The sequence below is a fragment of the Chryseobacterium sp. MP_3.2 genome, from assembly GCF_035984805.1.
Taxonomy (GTDB): Bacteria; Bacteroidota; Bacteroidia; order Flavobacteriales; family Weeksellaceae; genus Kaistella.
The window spans coordinates 85,343-105,388 of the sequence record NZ_JAXCHW010000009.1; the positions used below are offsets into that span (position 1 = coordinate 85,343).

The 20,046-nt window shown below is 35.0% G+C and carries 19 protein-coding genes and 1 rRNA gene; 6 read left to right on the forward strand and 14 right to left on the reverse strand.

The features are described from left to right. Positions 1-3 precede the first annotated feature (3 nt). From RCH13_RS11285 to RCH13_RS11315, 7 genes are all read right to left on the reverse strand, one after another. Positions 4-417: a DUF6691 family protein gene (locus RCH13_RS11285; RefSeq protein ID WP_326987346.1), complete on the reverse strand. Its 414-nt coding sequence runs from the start codon at positions 415-417 to the stop codon at positions 4-6. Continuing rightward, entirely contained in the window at positions 414-977 is a 564-nt protein-coding gene (locus tag RCH13_RS11290) for a YeeE/YedE family protein (RefSeq protein WP_326987347.1), read from the reverse strand. The genes RCH13_RS11285 and RCH13_RS11290 overlap by 4 nt, the downstream gene beginning before the upstream one ends. Before the next feature lie 97 nt (positions 978-1,074). After that, the gene (locus RCH13_RS11295) at positions 1,075-2,406 is read right to left on the reverse strand and encodes an MBL fold metallo-hydrolase (RefSeq protein ID WP_326987348.1); all 1,332 of its coding nucleotides are present in this window, start codon (positions 2,404-2,406) and stop codon (positions 1,075-1,077) included. 167 nt (positions 2,407-2,573) lie between these two features. Then, complete coding sequence (locus tag RCH13_RS11300) at positions 2,574-2,987, reverse strand: MauE/DoxX family redox-associated membrane protein (protein ID WP_326987349.1); 414 nt, start codon at positions 2,985-2,987, stop codon at positions 2,574-2,576. A 76-nt stretch (positions 2,988-3,063) separates the two neighbouring features. Then, positions 3,064-4,059 carry an MlaD family protein gene (locus RCH13_RS11305; RefSeq protein ID WP_326987350.1) on the reverse strand — a complete coding sequence of 332 codons (996 nt, stop codon included), beginning with the start codon at positions 4,057-4,059 and terminating at the stop codon, positions 3,064-3,066. A 4-nt stretch (positions 4,060-4,063) separates the two neighbouring features. Next, a complete protein-coding gene (locus RCH13_RS11310) occupies positions 4,064-4,813 on the reverse strand; it encodes an ABC transporter ATP-binding protein (protein WP_326987351.1) in 750 nt (249 codons plus the stop codon). Between the two features lie 3 nt (positions 4,814-4,816). Further along, positions 4,817-5,599 (reverse strand): MlaE family ABC transporter permease, encoded by a 783-nt coding sequence (locus tag RCH13_RS11315; protein ID WP_326987352.1) that lies wholly within the window; start codon positions 5,597-5,599, stop codon positions 4,817-4,819. Between the two features lie 178 nt (positions 5,600-5,777). On the opposite strand from RCH13_RS11315, the gene RCH13_RS11320 reads away from it, so the two are divergent. The 3 genes from RCH13_RS11320 (at position 5,778) to RCH13_RS11330 (ending at position 10,839) form a co-directional block, all read left to right on the forward strand. Beyond that, entirely contained in the window at positions 5,778-6,176 is a 399-nt protein-coding gene (locus tag RCH13_RS11320) for a hypothetical protein (protein ID WP_326987353.1), read from the forward strand. 160 nt (positions 6,177-6,336) lie between these two features. After that, positions 6,337-8,772, forward strand: a complete 2,436-nt coding sequence (locus tag RCH13_RS11325; RefSeq protein ID WP_326987354.1) for a PIG-L family deacetylase — start codon at positions 6,337-6,339, stop codon at positions 8,770-8,772. A gap of 402 nt (positions 8,773-9,174) precedes the next feature. Next, positions 9,175-10,839, forward strand: coding sequence for a sodium:solute symporter (locus tag RCH13_RS11330; protein ID WP_326987355.1), 1,665 nt, complete (start codon positions 9,175-9,177; stop codon positions 10,837-10,839). Positions 10,840-10,878: 39 nt separating this feature from the next. Here the strand turns inward: RCH13_RS11330 and RCH13_RS11335 are convergent, their stop codons facing one another. The 6 genes from RCH13_RS11335 to RCH13_RS11360 form a co-directional block, all read right to left on the reverse strand. Next, a complete protein-coding gene (locus tag RCH13_RS11335) occupies positions 10,879-12,279 on the reverse strand; it encodes a Sau3AI family type II restriction endonuclease (RefSeq protein WP_326987356.1) in 1,401 nt (466 codons plus the stop codon). Positions 12,280-12,290: 11 nt separating this feature from the next. Beyond that, on the reverse strand, positions 12,291-13,163 hold the full coding sequence (locus tag RCH13_RS11340; RefSeq protein WP_326987357.1) for an esterase/lipase family protein: 873 nt from the start codon (positions 13,161-13,163) through the stop codon (positions 12,291-12,293). Then, positions 13,164-14,342, reverse strand: coding sequence for a hypothetical protein (locus RCH13_RS11345; protein WP_326987358.1), 1,179 nt, complete (start codon positions 14,340-14,342; stop codon positions 13,164-13,166). It abuts the gene before it with no gap. Continuing rightward, positions 14,339-15,634: a DNA (cytosine-5-)-methyltransferase gene (gene dcm, locus RCH13_RS11350; protein WP_326987359.1), complete on the reverse strand. Its 1,296-nt coding sequence runs from the start codon at positions 15,632-15,634 to the stop codon at positions 14,339-14,341. Before dcm ends, RCH13_RS11345 begins: the two co-directional genes overlap by 4 nt. A 16-nt stretch (positions 15,635-15,650) precedes the next feature. After that, on the reverse strand, positions 15,651-15,863 hold the full coding sequence (locus tag RCH13_RS11355) for a helix-turn-helix domain-containing protein (RefSeq protein ID WP_326987360.1): 213 nt from the start codon (positions 15,861-15,863) through the stop codon (positions 15,651-15,653). A 268-nt stretch (positions 15,864-16,131) separates the two neighbouring features. Continuing rightward, entirely contained in the window at positions 16,132-16,977 is an 846-nt protein-coding gene (locus tag RCH13_RS11360; protein WP_326987361.1) for a DUF2911 domain-containing protein, read from the reverse strand. 376 nt (positions 16,978-17,353) lie between these two features. Between RCH13_RS11360 and sqr the strand changes: the two genes are divergently transcribed. From sqr to RCH13_RS11375, 3 genes are read left to right on the forward strand one after another with little or no spacing between them, the layout of a single operon-like run. Next, a complete protein-coding gene (gene sqr, locus RCH13_RS11365) occupies positions 17,354-18,598 on the forward strand; it encodes a type III sulfide quinone reductase, selenoprotein subtype (RefSeq protein WP_326987362.1) in 1,245 nt (414 codons plus the stop codon). Positions 18,599-18,616: 18 nt separating this feature from the next. Next, positions 18,617-18,925, forward strand: a complete 309-nt coding sequence (locus tag RCH13_RS11370) for a TusE/DsrC/DsvC family sulfur relay protein (protein WP_326987363.1) — start codon at positions 18,617-18,619, stop codon at positions 18,923-18,925. A 27-nt stretch (positions 18,926-18,952) separates the two neighbouring features. Next, positions 18,953-19,471, forward strand: coding sequence for a DsrE/DsrF/DrsH-like family protein (locus tag RCH13_RS11375; RefSeq protein WP_326987364.1), 519 nt, complete (start codon positions 18,953-18,955; stop codon positions 19,469-19,471). A gap of 495 nt (positions 19,472-19,966) precedes the next feature. On the opposite strand, the gene rrf is transcribed toward RCH13_RS11375, so the two are convergent. Next, a 5S ribosomal RNA gene (rrf, locus tag RCH13_RS11380) occupies positions 19,967-20,046 on the reverse strand; the annotation flags it as partial.

Sequence of the window (20,046 nt, forward strand, 5' to 3'; positions counted from 1 at the left end):
TATTTAATGCGGCAATTTACCCTTCACCAAACCATAAGCGAAGGTTCCCAAAAGCGAGGCGGCAATCACGATAATAATGGAGCCATATCCTGCGCCTGCTAAAATAAACATGGGTCCAGGACAAGCTCCGGCAAGAGCCCAACCCAATCCGAAAAGCGTTCCGCCAAATAAATAACGTGCAAAACCTTTTGCTTTAGGTTTCAAGGACATTTCCTGATTCCCAACCGCTTTGATGTTTTTTCTTTTAATAATCTGAACGCCAATTGCGCCCAATATTACAGCCGATCCAATAATACCAAACATGTGAAAGGATTGAAAGTGAAACATCTCGTAGATTCTAAACCAAGACGCGGCTTCAGATTTATACAGCACAATTCCCAAAAGAATTCCGATGGCGAAAAATTTTAAATACTTCATGAGGTAAAAATTAAAGGAAATAATAAATGAATCATTACTAAACCGCCGACAAAAAAGCCCACAACGGCAATTAAAGAAGGGATTTGAAGATTACTCAACCCAGAAATGGCGTGTCCAGAAGTACAACCTCCCGCATATCTGGCGCCGAAACCAACCAAAAATCCACCGATAATTAAAATGGCTAAAATAAAAGGATCAGTGAGATTTTCAGCCCCGAAAAGTTCTGTTGGCAAATACGCAGAATCAGAACTACTAATTCCATAATCAGTAGAAAGTTGAGCTGCGGTCTCTGGATTTATTTTTACGCCAGCATTAGACATAAAGTTAGACGCCAAAAACCCACCGATGATTGACCCTAAAACGACTACTAAATTCCAGCTTTCTTTTCGCCAATCAAATTTAAAAAAGGAAGAGAATTTTCCGGCACCACCTACCGCACAAATTGTACGCAGGTTAGAGGAAATTCCAAATTGTTTACCCGCAAAAAGCAGGAGAAACATGGTGAATGCGATTAAAGGTCCCGCAATATACCACGGCCAAGGTTCGTAAATCCAGGTCATTTAGAGAATTTAGATGTTAAAAAATTTAGAGAATTGCATAAGTCTCGAATCAGAATCTTGCGCAAACTTTAAGGAAAATAAAGGGTGAAAATTTTATTTATTTTTTGAATTGTTCTACAGCCTCACTCAAATCGTAAACGGTTGCATTTGGAAATATGGTTTCTAGAATACTGCTTCCTGCCGCACTTCTGTAACCTCCGGCGCAGTGAACCACGATCGGTTTATCTGTTGGGATTTCTGCAGCTGAATCCTTCAATTCACTTAAAGGATGAGCCAAAGCATTTTCGAAAAGGGAGCCGCCATCAATTTCAGTTTGGTTCCGAATATCTACGATGGTATAATTTTCCAGATGATTTTTAAAATCTTCAACATTCAGCTTGTCCGAGGAAACTAATTCACTCTTTGGAATTGTAATCACTTCTTTAACCTGAGTTTCATAGCCAATTTTAGCAATTCTGTGTAGAATTTTTTCACTATCATTCTTATTGTCTACCACCAAAGTGAACGCTTCATTTGGCTTTATAATTGCTCCGAGCCACGTTTCAAACTTAGCCGTATCGGAACTTGCTTGGATATTAATACTTCCCTTCAAATGTCCCTTCTTAAAAATATCTTCTGCTCTCGTATCTACAATTAAACCTTCTGCAAAAGCATTTTCTCTAAAGGGAATTTTTTCAAGGGATGTTTGTAAATTTTCTGCTCCTGCTTTATTAATGCCGACATTAAAACCAAAGTACGCTGGAATAATAGGTTGCCCTTCTAATAGGGTTTCCATAAAATCTTCCTTCGTCTGCTTTTTAAAAGCCCAATTGAATTTTCTTTCTTCACCTAATGTGCTGCTTGCTGCCTCGCTCAAATTTTTACCACACAAAGAACCTGCTCCATGTGCTGGATAAACCACGGCTTCATCTGAAAAACTGGTGAATTTATGGGCAAGTGTTTCGAACATCATTTCTGCCAATTCTTCCCGTTTGGCTTGCATATTACCGGCTTTTTCCCGCAAATCTGGTCGGCCAACATCGCCAATGAATAATGTATCACCGGTGAAAAGTACAGTTTCTTTTCCGTGAGTAGCAGCAATTGTAATGCTGTCTGGGGAATGTCCCGGTGTATTAATGGCTTTTAAAGTAACATTGCCTAACTGAAAAGAATTTCCTTCATCGAAGGTTTCGTGTGGATAATCTGCGCCTAGTTTTTCACTGTTATATAGGGTTGCGCCCGTTTCTTGATGAATCTGCAAGTGAGAACTTACAAAATCGGCGTGTGGATGTGTTTCAAAAACCGCAACTATTTCTGCATTATTCTCTTTTGCGAAGTCATAATATTGCTGAGGATTTCTTTCTGGATCAATCACGGCCATTTTTCCCTCGCTGATAATGGCGTAAGAATAATGGGACAGTGGCTTATATTCGAATTGCTTGATGTTCATTCTAATTAATTTCTGCAAAAATACGAAAAGTGCATTTATTCCTAAAGGTTATTCATCTATCATCATATTTACCAAAAAATCATGCCTGAAATTTCCGTTGAAATAGTAGGAAAACATTCCAAATATTTCAAAAGATCAACTTCTAGATGATGCTGGTATAAAATAAATTATCCCTCAAACACTACCCTTCTTGAATAAAATTTGAACATATAAAATCCCAAAGCAATCACCATCAACTGCATGACCAATCTAATAACAGCCACATTCATGCTTTTCACCAAAGGATTTTCCTGATTTTCAACGCGGAATACATCCCAAATATGAAGGGGTAAAAAGATGATCATTAAAAGTGTAAAACCAATTGCGCCGTATTTTCTTGTCTTTGGAACCAACAAAAGAATTCCAACCACCGCTTCTGAAACCACGGCAAATACATCCGCAAATAAGAGGGGAATAAATTGTGGAACCATCGCCGTGTACATTTCTGCATTTACGATGTGATTGTAGGCTGCACCTAAAAGTACGATGCCGAAAATTATGGAGAGGACATTGAAAATGGTCTTTTTCGTTTTGAATTTCATTATTATTCGTTAGTCTTTTCTATGTCGAATTAATTGCAAAAAAAATTGATTCTAAATTTTCGTGAGTTTAAATATTTTACTGCTTAACGTCCGAATTTTCTAAATCTTTTTGTTTCCTTTTTTCCAGTTTTCTAAAATAGCCGCGGAAGAGGAAATTATGTTTTAAGGCTTCCATATTTTGATTCAATTTATCGGTGGCTTCTTTCACATTAATTACGGTAGAATCTATGTTTTTCGCTAAACCTTCATCTTTAGCAATGTAGTTTAGAGAACCTTTACTGGTTTTAATTTCCGTCACATATTGATCGAGACTGCGGGAAACTTTATTAATGTCTTTACTGGATTTCTCTAAATTGGCAAAGACATTTTGGATCTGAGCGCGCGTTTTTGGATCGCTCAATAATACCGCCGCGGCACTTTCATCATAATTAATCTTAGAAATAATGGCGTTAACCTGTGCCATGGCTTGGTTGGAACCTTCGGCAGTTCTTTTTAAAGCCGCAATGGAACGTCGCAAATCGTTTTCCAAAAGTTCATCACTTAATATTGCACCCAAAGCTCCTTGACCATCTACCACTTTATGTGTAATTTTCGCGAGATCAGACGTTATCAAAGCTGCACTTTCATTGGTCTTACTAAAAGTTTCCAAGATCTCATCCACCGTAATTTTACTTTTCACTAGAATCTGATCGCCTGATTTTACAACCTTTGATGCCTTTTCTTCGCCCGGAACTAAGTTAACAACCATACTTCCGACCAAACCATCAGAGGAAATACTGGCGACCGCATCTTTTTTAATGAATTGAGCAGCCTGCTCATCGATCGACATTTCTACGGTGATCTTTCCTTCTGCCGTCATTTCTATTTTGCTTACGGTTCCCACATTTACACCAGAATACCGCACATTATTTCCAAGCTGCAGTCCGCTAACATCTGCAAACACAGAATATAAAGCGATGCTTTTGCTAAATAAATGCTGTTGTTTTCCCACGAAATAGAGCGCCGTGACGAGTAAAATTGTACCGACCACGACAAATATTCCAACGCTTAATTTATTTGAGGATTTTCCCATAATTTTAATTTTTAAAGAAGGCCTGAACTTGTGGATCTTCGGATTCTAAAAGTTCTTCATAGGTACCTTCGGCATAATTTACGCCGTCTACCAAGAGAATCATTCGGTTAGAAATCACTCTTGCACAATCTACATCATGCGTGATAATGATAGAAGACGTTTTATATTTTTCCTGAATATTTCTCAGCAATTCAATAATTTCTTTCGAAGTAATAGGATCTAAACCTGTTGTTGGCTCATCATACATCAAAATTTTTGGTTTTAAGATCAAAGCTCTCGCTAGTGCAACTCTTCTCTGCATTCCGCCCGAAAGTTCTGCCGGCATTAAATCAATGGTTTGCGCAAGACCTACATTTTCCAAAGCTTCCAGGACCAAAACTTCTGTGTCTTCGGAACTTTCTACTTTATCCCGATGTCTTCTTAAAGGAAATTCTAAATTTTCCCGAACGGTCATTGAATCATAAAGTGCACTGCCCTGGAAAAGAAATCCAATCTCCGTACGAAGAATGTCCAGTTCTTTCTGACCCATTTTGGTAATATCTTCTCCCCGAATACTGATACTTCCGCCATCTGGCTTCAACAAACCGACAAGACATTTTACCATTACAGATTTTCCGGAACCTGATTTTCCCATGATGGTTAAATTTTCCCCTTCAAATAATTGCAGGTTAAAACCTTTCAGCACTTGATTGTCCCCAAAACTTTTGGTGATATTTTTCAATTCTAAAACGGGTTTTCTGTTATTTTCAGCCATGATCTAAATTTCAAAAATAATATCGGTTACAAATACTGCAATGAAATCAATTATAAATACCAACATCGAAGTATAAACTACCGCTGCATTAGACGCTTCACCTACGCCCACTGTTCCTTTTCCACAATTATAGCCTTTGTAGCACCCAATCAATCCTATGGCAAAACCAAAGAAAAAAGATTTGATGGTGGCGGGAATAATATCTCCGAAAGTGATCGCCTCAAATACCTGACTAAAATAGAGGGTAAAAGAAACGTCTGCTTTCAAATTTTCCACCAGGGCAGATCCAAATAAGGAAATGGCATCACCAATAATAATCAGAAGTGGTAACATTAAAGTCGTGGCAAGGATTCTGGTGACTACTAAATATTTGAAAGGATTTGTGCCAGAAACTTCCATGGCGTCTATTTGCTCGGTAACACGCATAGAGCCTAATTCCGCTCCAATTCCGGATCCAATTCTACCTGCACAAATTAAGGCGATAATTACAGGACCGATTTCCCGAATAATGGAAATACTGATCATGGAAGGAATCCAGGATTCGGCACCAAACTGTTCCAAAGTGGGTCGGGACTGCAGCGTAAAGACCAGACCCAAAATAAATCCCGTCACCGAAACCAGCAATAAAGATCGGTTCCCGATATTATAGAACTGGCGAATTAATTCTTTAAACTCATAAGGCGGTGTAAAAACCTCCCGAAAAAATCTACCCGCAAACAAAGTGATATCACCTATTTCTGAGAAAAAAGATTTTATTGAGTCCAACAAAGAAGGTGATTTAATCATGAGAAATGGTCTTACTCAAATGTAGTCATATTTAAGGCGGATACAAAGAGATAATATAATAGAAGTCAGTAGATTATTGTTATGCAAAACCATAGTTGGTCGGAATAAGCTGGGTGTAATCACTAGAAATAGAATCGTCCCAAAATTTTATTTTATTCAAAATTTAACTTCAAAACCTATGAAAACTACTTTCAGCATCATTTTACTTTCTGCTTTGCCAATGATCTTAAGCTCCACCAAAGCACACCCTATAGATCCAGTTGATAATACGGAATGGGCAGGAATTGCTAATATTTCAACCGCCCAAAATGTAGTCTTGCAGTTTAAAAGAGATGACCTTAATGTTTCACTAAAGGATACGGTATTTGAGTCAATAAAATTTGCAGCCAGCAATGACACCTTAACTATTGAGGAAAAATTGGGCGGTTTACCTTCTCCGGTAAACCGCAAAGGTGTGTACCAATACGTAATGAAGGGCGATGAATTGAGTTTCAAGTATATTTCTTATGAATCCAGTTCCCGCCAGTACAACATAACCGTTTCCAATTTAAAAAAAATGGTGGCTTCAAGGAAATGATTTTTTTTATGAAAGAATTTATATTTATCCCGATTTTTCCAGATTGAAAATGCCTCTACTCTAAAAAGATGGAGCTTTTTTGTCTGCTCAACTATAGATGGATTCTTTAAAATTTTGATAATATGCAAAGAATTTTAGAATAACTTTTTATCTTTAGCCTATGATAAAATTTCTCGTTGGGATCAGCTTTTTTATGTCCCTTTTATGCTCTGCACAGTCCCTTCAAAACACTTCCTCAGAAATTTATGATGATTTACTTCGCCTGCAAAACAATACCACCGTTATGTATATCGCGGCACATCCGGATGATGAAAATACGCGCGTCATTTCTTGGTTAACGCATGATAAACATGTGGATGCAGTCTATTTATCTTTGACAAGGGGCGATGGCGGACAAAATTTAATTGGTACAGAAAAAGGAGAACTTTTGGGTTTATTGAGAACGCAAGAACTTTTGGAAGCTCGGAAAATAGATAAAGGTCGGCAATGGTTTACGAGAGCTTTGGATTTTGGCTACTCAAAAACGGCTACAGAAACTTTGAAATTTTGGGATAAACAGCAGGTTTTATCTGATGTGGTCTGGGCAATTCGCAAAAACAAACCGGAAATTATTATTACCCGTTTTGATCCAAATTCCAATGGCGAGACGCACGGACATCATACTGCATCGGCAATTTTGGCGATGGAAGCTTTCGATTTGGCAGCTGATTCAAAAGCTTTTCCAGAACAATTAAAATATGTAAAAGTCTGGCGACCGAAAAGATTATTTTACAATACAAGTTGGTGGTTTTTCGGCAGTAAAGAAAATTTCGAAAAATCAGATAAGACAGGATTATATCCCATCAATGTTGGGAATTACTATCCAATTTTGGGAATTTCTAATAATGAAATTTCCTCGAAAGCCAGAAGCATGCACGCTTGCCAAGGTTTTGGAACAGCTTTAGAAAGAGGAAATGACATGGAATATCTGAAGTTCCTAAAAGGTGACCAACCAAAAACAAATGATATTTTCGAAGGAATTCAATTGAAATCAGAAAATTCTGCACTGCAAAAACAATTAGATCTTGCAGTTTCAGAATATCAGTTCAGCAATCCGAAATTGACGTTGCAACGTTTGCTTCAAGCGTATAAATTGATGAAAAAAGAGAATCCAAAAGATTCAAAATTGGCAGAAATAAAAGATTTAATCTTAAAAACACAGGGAATTTATTTCGAATGGACCACAGAAAAAGCTTTCGGAACATCGGGAGAAGAGATTTCTACCCGCCTGGAAATCGCGAATAGACGTAATGCAGAAGTAACGGTTTCTCTTCCTGGGAATACTTCTCAAACAATTCTGGCTAACGAAACTTTTAAAGAAAATCAGAAATATAAGATCGAAAATAGAAATTATTCTAATCCGTATTGGATGGAAAAAATGCCGAAGAACAATCTCTACATCACCGAAAATCCTGAAAATATTGGACTGCCCGAAATCTCAAATGCCATCACCAAAAAAGTGACCGTTGATTTTGGAACCACTAAAATTGATTTCGATATTCCTTTGCAACAAAAAACGGTAGATCCTTCTATTGGTGAAATGTATCAACCTTTTTACACCATTCCTACTTTTGTAGCGAACTTCGACCAGGAAAATTTTATTTTCAGCAATCAGCCCAAACAAATTGCAGTAGAAGTTCAAAGTTTTGCGGGAAAATCCACGCCGACTGTTTCTTTAAACGGCAGTAAAGATTGGAAAATTTCACCTGCGCAAAAAGTTATCTTCACAGAAACTGGTGAAAAGCAAACTCTGTATTTTCAGGTTGAACCCATTTCAAGAAATGCCAATTCAACTTTAGAAACCGTCATAGAATCAGAAGGCAAAACTTACAATCAATCTTTACAAGTCGTTGCATATCCGCATATCGACCGTCAGATTTGGACTAAAAAATCGCAAGTTCAGGTTCAAAATTTAGATTTAAAAATTCCAACAGTTAAAATTGCGTACATCACTGGATCGGGAGATGATATTCCGTCCTCACTTCGCGCCATTGGTTTGAAGGTGGATGAATTAGACGTTAAAAATTGGAACGCTGCTCAATTGCAAAATTATGATGTGCTTATTTTAGGCATTCGTGCTTTTAATACCCAACCAGAATTGGCGATGATCAACCAAGACCTCTGGAAATTTGTAGAAAATGGCGGTTTGATTATTAATCAGTATAATACCAACCGAGGTTTGCTTACGATTGACATTGCCCCATTTTCATTAAAATTAGGAAGTGGCAGAATTTCGGAAGAAGATGCGAAATTGAAAATGCTCGTTCCGAATCATCCCGTTTTCAACAATCCAAATAAATTGACGGACCAAGATTTTGAAAATTGGGTTCAGGAAAGAGGTTTGTATTTCGCGGATTCTTGGGATGGAAAAATGATTCCACTTTTAGAAGGTAATGATACGGGAGAATCTCCAAAACAAGGAAGTTTGTTGGCCGGAAAATATGGAAAAGGAACTTATGTGTACACAGGATTGTCGTTTTTTAGAGAATTACCGGCGGGAGTTCCGGGAGCGTACAGATTGTTTATGAATATATTGGCTTTGAGAACACGGAAGTAAGCGCATAGTTAACACAGATTTTTTTTAAACCATAAATGTTCAACGGACTTTAAACTTTCTTATGAAAAGCGATTTTTACATGAGTTTGTCATTCCGTAGGAACCTAAACTGCTAAATTTACATGGCGTAGAGATTCCTTCGGAATGGCAAAAAACGGAATTAGCGGCGAATCTTTGCAGCCCGGACTTGAACGGAGCTCTTTTTTATTGATGGCTGAGCTTGTAGAAGCCAGCAATTAAAAAAGCGGGAGCCCTTCGGCAAGCTCAGGGTAAATTAAGCTGCCAAAAAAATAAAAAATATGAAAGAAGAAAAAAAAACGAACTGGAAAAAGCTTTATATTTCATTATTGGTGGTCACTTTTGCGATGATGGTGGCAATGCTTCTCTTTCAAAATTACTATAAATGAAAAATTTAGACTGGGCAGTTCTCATTTTCGTGTTGCTTTTTATTGTGATTTATGGCATCTACAAATCGCAGAAAGTAAAAACAACTGAATCCTTCTTAGGCGGAAAAACCAATCCGTGGTGGATGGTCGGCTTAAGCATTATGGCGACTCAAGCGAGTGCCATTACCTTTTTATCAACGCCCGGACAAGCCTATCATGACGGTTTGGGCTTTGTACAGTTTTATTTCGGATTGCCCATCGCCATGGTTATCTTGTGCGTTTGGGTGCTTCCTAAGTTTTTTAAAATGAACGTTTTAACGGCGTATGAATATTTAGAAAAACGCTTCGGATTGTCTACCAGAATTTTAACAGCGATTTTGTTTTTAATCCAAAGAGGTTTGGCGGCTGGAATTACCATTTTCGCTCCAGCTATTATTCTGTCCACTATTTTGGGTTGGAATCTGATGCTCACCAATATTGTGATCGGAGCTTTGGTGACGATTTACACTTTGGTTGGTGGAACAGAAGCGGTTAGTCAGACGCAGAAACAGCAGATGATCGTCATTTTTATTGGGATGTTTTTAGCCTTTTATCTCATCGTAGAAAATTTGCCCATGAATTTGAACGATGCTCTGTTGTATTCTGGTGCGATGGGGAAAATTAATCCCGTGAGTTTTGAATTTGATATCAACAGCCGCTACAATATTTGGTCCGCATTTTTGGGTGGAACTTTTCTCTTTTTAAGTTATTTCGGTACGGATCAAAGTCAGGTTCAACGGTATTTAACGGGCAAAAGTTTAAAAGAAGCACGATTGGGATTGCTTTTTAATGGCCTCTTCAAAATCCCCATGCAATTCTTTATCCTCTTTATTGGCGTCATGGTTTTCGTTTTTTTCCAGTTCGAAAAAACGCCTTTGAACTTTAATCCACTCTCTCAAAAACTTCAAAACAATACCGAATACCGCGCTTTGAATACGGAGTTCAACCAACTTCACGAAGATAAAAAACAGAAAATAATCGCCTGGAAAGCTGATCATTCTCCAGAAATAATGGCGGAATTAAAAGTCTTGCAAGCGAAAGAAATTACGATTCGCCAAGAGGTAAAAGACCTGATTGATAAAGCAGCTCCAGAAATTGAATCCAATGACAAAGATTATGTTTTCATCTACTACATTCTCAATTACTTGCCGACCGGAATTGTGGGATTATTGATCGCCGTGATTCTTTCTGCAGCGATGAGTTCAACGTCTTCAGAACTCAATGCTTTGGCGACCACGACCGTGGTAGATATTTACAAAAGAAATTTCGCCCCTAATATTTCGGAGAAAAAATACTTGAATGCGTCTCGATTGTTTACTTTGATGTGGGGAATGATCGCCATCTTTTTTGCGGTGAATGCCAGTTTATTTGAAAACCTAATTCAGGCCGTCAATATCATAGGCTCCTTATTTTATGGAGTTATTCTCGGCGTATTTGCCATCGCCTTTCTCTTCCCAAAAATCGGCGGAAAAGCTACGATGTGGAGTATTTTGATTGTAGAACCCATCATTATTCTCCTCTACTTTTTAGATGTGAGAGAGCTAATTGAGTTGGAGTTTTTGTGGCTGAATCCGATTGGGTGTTTGTTGATGATTTTGAGTGCGGGGATTTTGGAGCCGTTTATGAAGAAAGTTAAGATATAATAAACAAAATATTTACATTAAGATGTTTAATTAATTCAATTACTTTAAATAAATTTCATCTCTTACATAATTATTATTCAACCAAAAACAATGTTTTGTATAGTGTAATTCATTTGTAATTAAATCTTTTTGCGGTAAAGGATAAGTGTCTGCAGAATCTTTTGCGTGAGGTCGAACGTGAGAAATTGAATTAAATTTTTTGTTAGGAAAATTTGTAAAACGGATATGTTCTCCATTTTTATTTATTTTAATTTCCTTAACAATTTCTCCATTTGCAACTATTTGTTGCGTTCTCAACCAAACTTTTTCAACTTCTAGTAAATCTAAATAAGGCATATTCCAAAATTTTACTTTTCTTAAAACTAATTTTTCATTTTCAAATTGAAAGAAAACGAAAAGAAACTTATGTTCTAGAATATCCTTAAATTCAGAATCATCCCATTCTTCATTTACAAGTTCTTCATATTTAAAATTCGAAAAAGAAATATCTTCTTTAGGTAAATCATTTTCTTTTAGACGCACCGTTTTTACTATAATTTCGGCTTTTTCAAATTCTTCAATTTCTTTGTCAATAGAAATACCAAGAATGGCTTTGGTTAAATTTGCATAAAAACTTTTGGCTTTCTTGTTTAAGTCAAAATTTAATATGGCAAGAATTTCATTTTCTGTTTTTCCGTAAAAAGGAACGAATTTAGAAATTACAACTTCCTCAATTGTTTTCTTTTTTGCAATACCAGCTGATGGAATTAATTTACCATAGATTTCTGTTGGTTCACTTGCAATTGTTGCGATAATATGATTAACATAACCTTGCTTAAAAGAATATGCTCGCTGTTTTGCAGGAATTTTTGAAAATGGTTGCTTTCTAACTGAAAAAGAATTTGCTCCTTTAGTACAAGCTCCAAGATAAAAAGTATCTCCTTCTGAAAGTTCATGAGCTTTACCTTCTGCGATTTTTTTTGTAATTGTTTCCCAATCTTGCTTAATAATTTCTAAATCAGTTAATGAAAAATTCCATTCGTCAACCAATTTTATTTTAAAATCTAAGATATTGTAGCCAGCCTTATACAGGTAGAAAATTAAAAGAATGCTCGCATTTTTTTTGATAAAATCACTATTTTCAAAATCTTGCTTTACAACATTAAAATAATTAATGATATTTAAAACCAATCTTTCTTTAGCACGATACTCTCTGTTTTTCAATTGTTTTAAAGGTGACGATTTTAGTTCCATTCCAATTTCAGCAAAATCCGCGTCTGCAATTGAATTTGGTTCGTAACCAAAATAGTATTTCTCTAAAACTTGACCGAAATTTCCTTTTCCTGAATAAGAATGCTCTAAAATATCAAGGTCACAAATTTCGCGCAATGATTTTCCTTTTAGCTTTTTTGCATATTCTATTACAGAATTTTTATTATTTGGATTATAAGAAAGATTCATATACAATTAATTTAATAGATATTTTCATCTGAATCTTCGTTATCGTAATCAATTTCAACTTCTAATTCTTCAAAATATTCTTCTTGAATTTCTAACAAATTTATTTTCTCTATAAATTTATCTATAGGAGCAAAAGTTTTCATGTTTTTTAATGGCGTAATTAATTGTGAATGACCATAATCAAAATAGAAAACATTGTTCAAATCATCATTATGCATGTTAGAACTATTTGTTTTCACCAACCAATCTTTAGTTCCTCCAATTCTTATGAAATCTAACTCTGCTTCAAGATTATAATCACGCCAATCCTTATTTAGTTTATCCAAAAAATAACTCAAAGATGATAAATCCCCTATTTGCGGAGATAATCTATAGTTAAATTTTTTACTTAAAAAAAGATACAAACTTTTCAGTATAGGAATTTTATTGATAATCGAAAGAAAATTGGCAAATTGAGAACCATTATGTGGTGTTGCAAATGTGCATAACATCCTAATATTTCTTATATCAATATTATCTTTCTTACAATTAACTAAAAATTGCCTTGCCACTAATCCTCCCATACTATGACCCACCAAAACTATATTATTGCTATTGCTACAATTTTTATCAATATAAACCTTCAATTTATTTGCATTTTCAAGATTTCTTTTTGACCAAACTGCTTTTAAAAATAATAAAATAAAATTTGGAAACACTATTAAGAATTTGGAATTGAATATATTTTTATAAAATGAGAAAAAGAATAAAATTATTCCATAATTTAAATCCCATTTAGAATCTAAGTAGATGGAAAATTTAGTAAAAGTATTTGGTCCCCCTCCTAATCCATGTATAAACACAATACATTTATCCGAATTTGGATCTTTTATATGTGAAATCATTTACAGTAAATTTTCTTTGCTTTGTGATTCTTTCCAAATAGAATTCAGCAAAATTTTTATATCCTCTTTATCAATGTCATAAAGTTCTGATGTATTTATTTTAACTATAAAATTGTAAATTTTTTGAAGTTCAATTTTAACACTAACTTTAATTTTTAGCTCCTTAATTGCAATTTCTCCTTGTACAAAATTATTAACTAGTTCTTTAAAAAGATGTTCTTTAAAAAAACTATCAATATTGCCAAATATCTGTTCATTTGACATTTCTGGATTATCATTTTTTACTTCTTGAAATTTAGTTTCAATCAAGGTTCGCTTTATAGAAATATGTTCAGCATAAAATGGTTTCCACAATCCGGAATTTGCAAATAAACTTAGATTATCTTTTGGATTTCCAATTACACGTATTCTTTGAACAGGTAAACCAAGTCTTATAAAATCAAAGTAAACTTCTTTTAATTCTGCATTGTTATTTGTTTGCTTTAAATAATTATTTAAATCAACAAAATGACCTTCTTTTTTATCAAGTCTTGTGTAAACATTTGGACTATCTAAGTAAAAAAGATATTCTTCCATTAAAGAAAGTATACTCATCCATTGAATAATTCGCGTGCTTTTTTCCGCCATTAATTTAGCTACTTCATCGATTGGAACCGAATATTCTTCAATTAATTCTTTGCATCTTAGATATTTTTCAATTGGTTTGTATTCAACTTTATTATCAACTCCCATCTGATAATTAGTTTCTAACTTTATTATTTCAATTACGTTATTTTCTAAATCATCAGGCAAAATAATTGCTTTAAAATAATCAACATCGTGTCCTTCTCTAAACAATTTATTTAATAAGGATGACCTCCTATTTCCATCAATCACAATTAAATCTTTAGTTACAATTCCAATTTCTTGCTGTCCATAATTTTTCAGACTTTGCAATGTCTTTTCGTTGCGATTTTCAGCAGATTCAAATAAATAATTTTCAATAATTTTTTTATCGTCTGGATTTTTTGGATCTAGCTTTTTCCCTCTACCTGATTCATAAGATAGAATAGCGCTTTTAATCCTTCCATTATACTTGTTGTAAATAATCGATTCGAGGGGAATTTGGTAAACTGGGAAAACTGTTAGTTTTTCATCATACCAAATAGCTTTAGATTCTTTTGTTTCTTGAAAAATCATTTTTTAAGTGTTTTATTTTGATTATATATTTTTTGACTTAATGCAATTCCAATTTTTTCAATAACACCAACAACCAAAGCATTTCCCATAAAAAAAGCTCTTTTTGTATCTGTAACTCCATCCATTTTCGTATGATTATCAGGAAACATATTTAACCGTTCCAATTCAACAGGAGTTAATCTTCTAAAACCTTTAGATGTGTGAATTACATGTTTAAATCTTGACGCTGATTTCCCACCTTCTCCCGTAATTATTGTTCGTGATGCTTTGTCTAAAGAATCTGGGAAAATCATTCCGCCTTCACTGTAATTATATTCAAATCCATCTGCATTTTTTCGCATTTCTTTTTTGGCACCTTTCGAATATTTCCACTTGTCCATATCTTCTTCATTGATAAAAAACTCTTCCGAGACTGCTCCGTTTTCTATCAAATCTTTTAAAATTGAAAATTTACCTTCATAATTTGGTTGAGTTTTAATGGTAGTTACATTCCCATCAATCATCAAACCCGAATTTTCAAACAACCCTTTTTTACCTCCAATATTAAAATTTTCAGAAATTGAAACGATATCTCCTTTTAATGTGAAAACTTTTGGTTTCAAAGAATTTTCAATTGATACCGGTAGTGCATTTGCTAAAGTCCCATCTTCTACAATCCATTCTATTGGTTCAATGTTTTTGATACTTTTAAAAATTTCGGAATTGTTTAAGTATGCTAAAATGAAGATTCTTCTTCGTCTTTGTGGCATTCCAAATTCAGCTGCGTTTACAACTCGCCATTCAACTGCATATCCTAAATCATTTAAGCTTTTCAAAATAATTGCAAAGTCACGACCTCGCTGTCCAGATGGAGATATTAAAAGCCTATCAACATTTTCAAGAAAAATATATTTAGGCTTATTCTCTTTTTCTGAAAGAATTTTATGTATTGACCACCACAAAACACCTTTTTTCCCAATTAAACCCTTAGAGTTTTTAAGTGTTGTTGCTACGGAATAATCTTGACAAGGAAATCCTCCAACCAATAGATCGTGATCAGGCATTTGTTCAATATTCACTAAAGCAATATCTATATTCGAATGGTGGTCTTTTCCGAAACGTTCTTCATAAACATCAGAAGCATGTTGCAATTTTGTTGATGGCTCCCATTGATTACTCCAAATAATTTCGTAGTTCGTCTTTAATTTTTTTTTATAGTTTGTTGATGAAGATTTCCCATTCCATCCTTCAAGTCCAAGTCTAAAACCTCCAACACCTGCAAATAGCTCTGCAACTTTTATTTTACCTTTCATCTTTTATTTACGTTTTCTAAATATTCTCATCAAAAAGATTTCTAATATTAATATCCAAGGCAATCGCAATTTTTTCAATCAATTCAATCGAAACATTAGTTTTCCCTTTTTCAATCAAATGCATATAAGCTCTATCTATATTTGCTTTTAAAGCAAGCTTTTCTTGCGATAAAGATTTCTCTATTCGCAATTCATTAATTCGCTTACCTAGCTTTTCTTTAACATTCATACTATCATATTTGAACTGTCGTAAATTTTAAATTTTGTTGTCAATACTACAACTGGTAATAAACCACATAAACGCCTTAAAAAGAATTTTCAATTATTCATTCATTAAAAAATAACAAGCAATTTCTTCGATTTTGAAAATAGATTAATACAAAAGAAATCCTTGCTAATCAGTTGATTAACAAGGACACTACTCTATAAACCTTACTTTAAATAAAGAAGGATCCCAAAATCTGGAATCCTTTTCTATTTTTAATACAACCGAAGTTCTACTTACTCCACTTCGCGATATTATCGCTATTCATTTTTACATAATCTGCGTTGCTGGCTTTCTTGGCCAGCTCCATAGATTTATTGGCGGTGGTGATGGCTTTTTTATACATGCCGTTGGCAGCTTCAATTTCAGATTGTAACTTTAGCATGTAGAAAGTATCGGGCATGAGTTTGTTTGCTTTCTCGGTATATTCCAGGGCTTTTTTCATGTCCATTTTTTCTTGGAAATAATAACTCGCCGCCTGGTGGTAATCTGATCCTTTTGCCTCTTTCGAGCTTAAAGTTTTCTCAATGGATTCTAACACTTCTTTCTTAGAATCCATTACGATAGGAACTTTCACCCGCGTATTTTCCCAACTCAGAGCAAGATCTGCTTTGTCCGTTCTCAAATTACTAAAATCGATGGAAAAAGTTTCTACAAAGACGGGATTCTTTTCTGCTTTAACTTTTGTTCTTGCTACAATTAGATCCTCTTTTAATTCTTTCGGCGCACCCCATTGTTCCGTATCTTTATAAAGAATTATTTCCCATTCAGAACTAGAAGGAATGGTGTATAAAGCATATTTTCCGGCTGGAACTTTTATTCCATTAAAACTCGCCTCATTTTTAAAAGTGATATCGGTAGAACCATTCGCACCGGTTCTCCAGAGTTTATTCATCGGAACCAAATTCCCAAAAACTTTTCGCTCATTCGCCGATGGTCGAGAATATTCCACCATCACTTCAGAAAGTCCGATGGTTTGTTTTACCGTGGCAGAAGGACTTGGTTGCGGAGCTTTCACCTGTGCATTTCCTATTGCAAATGCTCCGGCGAAAACTAGAGATGCTAGTATTTTTTTCATTTCTTTTTAATTTATTGTTAGTAATGGATTTCAAATATACTTAAATTAGAGTTGCAGGACAACCCTCCAACAAGACGAATTTAAATTAAATCTCTTACTTCTACATCTTAAATCTTGTGCTTTTCTAACCTAAAATCTCTTCCAATAAATACTTTTTTTCAATACAATCGAAGCACTAAGAAAATTAAAAATTATTCGTGACTTATGTCTTTAAGCTTTTGAATTGCAAATCATTACCAAGGCTTCTATTCTTTATAAATGCTGATTAAAGTCAGTTCCCCTAAGTAACCTTTGTCACACAAATTCCTTTTTTCTAGCGGTACCTTTATAGTAGAAAAGTTAGGGTCAACCTAATTTAACATTAAAAATAAAATCCATGAAAAATTTAGTAATCCTTGGATCAGGAACCGCCGGAACGATAATGGCGAATCAACTTACCAAAAAACTTTCCGAAGAGTGGAGCATTACTTTGGTCGATCAATACAAAACTCATTATTACCAACCTGGATTTTTATTTATTCCCTTCGGGACTTATAAACCAGAAGATGTAAAAAAAACCATCGACGAATTTTTACCTAAAAGAGTACAACTCATCCGGGAAAAAATCGATCGAATTGATAAAGATTTAAATACCGTTTTCTTGGAAAATGACCAAGTAATCAGCTATGATATTTTAATTATCGCAACGGGTTGCAAAACTGCACCGGAAGAAGTTCTGGGCATGAAAGACGAGTATTGGTACAAATCTATATTCGATTTTTACACCTTCGAAGGAAGTTGTGCTTTAGCCAAAAAATTAGAAACTTGGGAAAGTGGAAAACTGGTCGTTCATATTACCGAAATGCCTATAAAATGTCCCGTTGCACCTTTGGAATTTGCTTTTTTAGCCGATGATTATTTCACTAAAAAAGGGATGCGGGACAAAGTGGAGATTAGTTATGTTACACCACTTTCTGGGGCATTTACAAAAGAAAAAAGTACAAAAACGCTTGAATATTTGTTAAAAGAAAAAAACATTAAAATCGTTCCAGATTTTGCCGTAGAACACATCGAAGCAGCAAATGGAAAAATGTTTGAGTATGGAGGAGAATCGGTAGATTTCGATTTATTGGTCACCATTCCAACCAATATGGGCGACGAATGTATTTTGCGTTCAGGTTTCGGGGATGATTTGAATTATGTACCTACTGATAAAAATACGCTGCAATCAAAAGTAAAAGAAAATATTTTCGTGATTGGTGACGCTACGAATGTTCCGGCTTCCAAAGCGGGTTCAGTGGCACACTTTCAGGCAGAAATTTTAACGGAAAATATTTTAAATTATATCGCAGGGAAACCTTTGCAACCAGATTTCGATGGACACGCAAACTGTTTCATTGAAACTGGAAAAGGAAAAGCGCTCCTCATTGACTTTAATTATGATACAGAACCACTGAGAGGAAAATTCCCGTTCGCCGTTGTAGGACCACTGAATCTTTTGGAAGAAAGTGCCTTTAACCATTTCGGAAAAATGGCCTTTAAATGGGTTTATTGGAATATGCTCCTTCCTGCGCGTAAATTACCTTTCATTACTCCAAAAATGAGCAAAGCTGGAAAAATATTCGAAGAAGAAGAAGTTTAACATTAAAATAAAATTAAAATGGAAAAAACAATTGCAGGATTCACCGTAAGTGTGAACGAAGAAGGTTATTTAACCGACATGAACCAATGGAATGTTGATATTGCTAAGGAATTAGCCAAAGAAACAGACATTGAACTTTCACCCAGACATTTCGAAGTTTTGGACTATCTAAGAAACCAACAAAAAAATGATGCGGCTTTAACCATTCGTGGTGTTGGAAAATCAGGGGTTGTAGACATCAAAGAGTTTTACGCCTTATTTCCGAAAGGACCTTTGAAAATTTCTAGCAAATATGCGGGAATACCAAAACCGAAAAGCTGTATATAAACGTTAACAGAATTAAAAATTAAAAGTATGGAAACAATTACGCAAATATCACCCCTTGCAGATCTGGACAAAAACTTGAAGCCCATAGAAAAAATAATGGTGATTATTTCTAAAGGGACCTTAGAGAATATTTATGCCGGATTTATTTTGGCAAATGGCGCTAGAATGGAAGGCATGGAAAGTGAAATTTTCTTCACCTTCTTTGGCCTTGAAGCCATCAACAAAAAAACCATCGACAATATTCACGTTGCAACAGTAGGAAATCCTGCAATGCACATGCCGACCATGTTGGGCGGATTACCTGGAATGGAAGCTTTGGCCACTAAAATGATGAAATCGAAAATGGAAAAACTCGACATTCCACCGATTGGAGAATTTCTAGAAATTCTTTCCGCTTCTGGGTGTAGATTATGGGCTTGCAAACTCGCGATGGAAATGTTTGAGCTAAAAAAAGAAGATTTAATCCCCGAAGTTGAAGGTATACTTACTGTGGGAGACTTTTATGCAAGAGCTGGTGGAGATGCTACTCAAATTATTTTTATCTAATAGCATTATTTTAAAATTTTAAAATCCATAGAACAAAACAATTAAACTTTCACCTTAGGATGGAAGTTTAATTGTTGTTATGAATATTACAACCTCTAACAATGATGACAAAAAATATATTTTGTTTCAAATTGTACCCTCTCCACTTCTACCGCATTATTATTAGGGAGCGATTAGGTTAGTACTATTAAGAAGATTACACCCGCTGTTCATTTTATCTTTTTCTTCTTGCCGGTGCTTTTGCCTATTCAAAAAAGAAAAAGGATGCCACTTCCATCGGGGCTAGAAAGGTGGGTATTGATTCTTATAAAACAAATGAGTTTGCAGGAATAAGACTCGTCTTTCGTCTATTCTCTCTTCCTCTATTCTCATCAGTTTATTTTCTCTTAGTCTCTCATCTATCGGTCTATTATCTATTTTCTTTTGGATTCTTTAGCCTTTAGGATTTGGTCACAAAAAAACCTCATACAAATAAATGTATGAGGTTTTAAAAAAAACTGGCGGCGACCTACTCTCCCGCGTTAGCAGTACCATCGGCGCTAGAGGGCTTAACTTCTGTGTTCGGAATGGGAACA

Excerpts from the sequence above, each read along its gene's own strand:
- RCH13_RS11285 (WP_326987346.1), bottom strand. The coding sequence starts at position 417 with ATGAAGTATTTAAAATTTTTCGCCATCGGAATTCTTTTGGGAATTGTG.
- RCH13_RS11290 (WP_326987347.1), bottom strand. The coding sequence starts at position 977 with ATGACCTGGATTTACGAACCTTGGCCGTGGTATATTGCGGGACCTTTA.
- RCH13_RS11295 (WP_326987348.1), bottom strand. The coding sequence starts at position 2,406 with ATGAACATCAAGCAATTCGAATATAAGCCACTGTCCCATTATTCTTAC.
- RCH13_RS11300 (WP_326987349.1), bottom strand. The coding sequence starts at position 2,987 with ATGAAATTCAAAACGAAAAAGACCATTTTCAATGTCCTCTCCATAATT.
- RCH13_RS11305 (WP_326987350.1), bottom strand. The coding sequence starts at position 4,059 with ATGGGAAAATCCTCAAATAAATTAAGCGTTGGAATATTTGTCGTGGTC.
- RCH13_RS11310 (WP_326987351.1), bottom strand. The coding sequence starts at position 4,813 with ATGGCTGAAAATAACAGAAAACCCGTTTTAGAATTGAAAAATATCACC.
- RCH13_RS11315 (WP_326987352.1), bottom strand. The coding sequence starts at position 5,599 with ATGATTAAATCACCTTCTTTGTTGGACTCAATAAAATCTTTTTTCTCA.
- RCH13_RS11320 (WP_326987353.1), top strand. The coding sequence starts at position 5,778 with ATGAAAACTACTTTCAGCATCATTTTACTTTCTGCTTTGCCAATGATC.
- RCH13_RS11325 (WP_326987354.1), top strand. The coding sequence starts at position 6,337 with ATGATAAAATTTCTCGTTGGGATCAGCTTTTTTATGTCCCTTTTATGC.
- RCH13_RS11330 (WP_326987355.1), top strand. The coding sequence starts at position 9,175 with ATGAAAAATTTAGACTGGGCAGTTCTCATTTTCGTGTTGCTTTTTATT.
- RCH13_RS11335 (WP_326987356.1), bottom strand. The coding sequence starts at position 12,279 with ATGAATCTTTCTTATAATCCAAATAATAAAAATTCTGTAATAGAATAT.
- RCH13_RS11340 (WP_326987357.1), bottom strand. The coding sequence starts at position 13,163 with ATGATTTCACATATAAAAGATCCAAATTCGGATAAATGTATTGTGTTT.
- RCH13_RS11345 (WP_326987358.1), bottom strand. The coding sequence starts at position 14,342 with ATGATTTTTCAAGAAACAAAAGAATCTAAAGCTATTTGGTATGATGAA.
- dcm (WP_326987359.1), bottom strand. The coding sequence starts at position 15,634 with ATGAAAGGTAAAATAAAAGTTGCAGAGCTATTTGCAGGTGTTGGAGGT.
- RCH13_RS11355 (WP_326987360.1), bottom strand. The coding sequence starts at position 15,863 with ATGAATGTTAAAGAAAAGCTAGGTAAGCGAATTAATGAATTGCGAATA.
- RCH13_RS11360 (WP_326987361.1), bottom strand. The coding sequence starts at position 16,977 with ATGAAAAAAATACTAGCATCTCTAGTTTTCGCCGGAGCATTTGCAATA.
- sqr (WP_326987362.1), top strand. The coding sequence starts at position 17,354 with ATGAAAAATTTAGTAATCCTTGGATCAGGAACCGCCGGAACGATAATG.
- RCH13_RS11370 (WP_326987363.1), top strand. The coding sequence starts at position 18,617 with ATGGAAAAAACAATTGCAGGATTCACCGTAAGTGTGAACGAAGAAGGT.
- RCH13_RS11375 (WP_326987364.1), top strand. The coding sequence starts at position 18,953 with ATGGAAACAATTACGCAAATATCACCCCTTGCAGATCTGGACAAAAAC.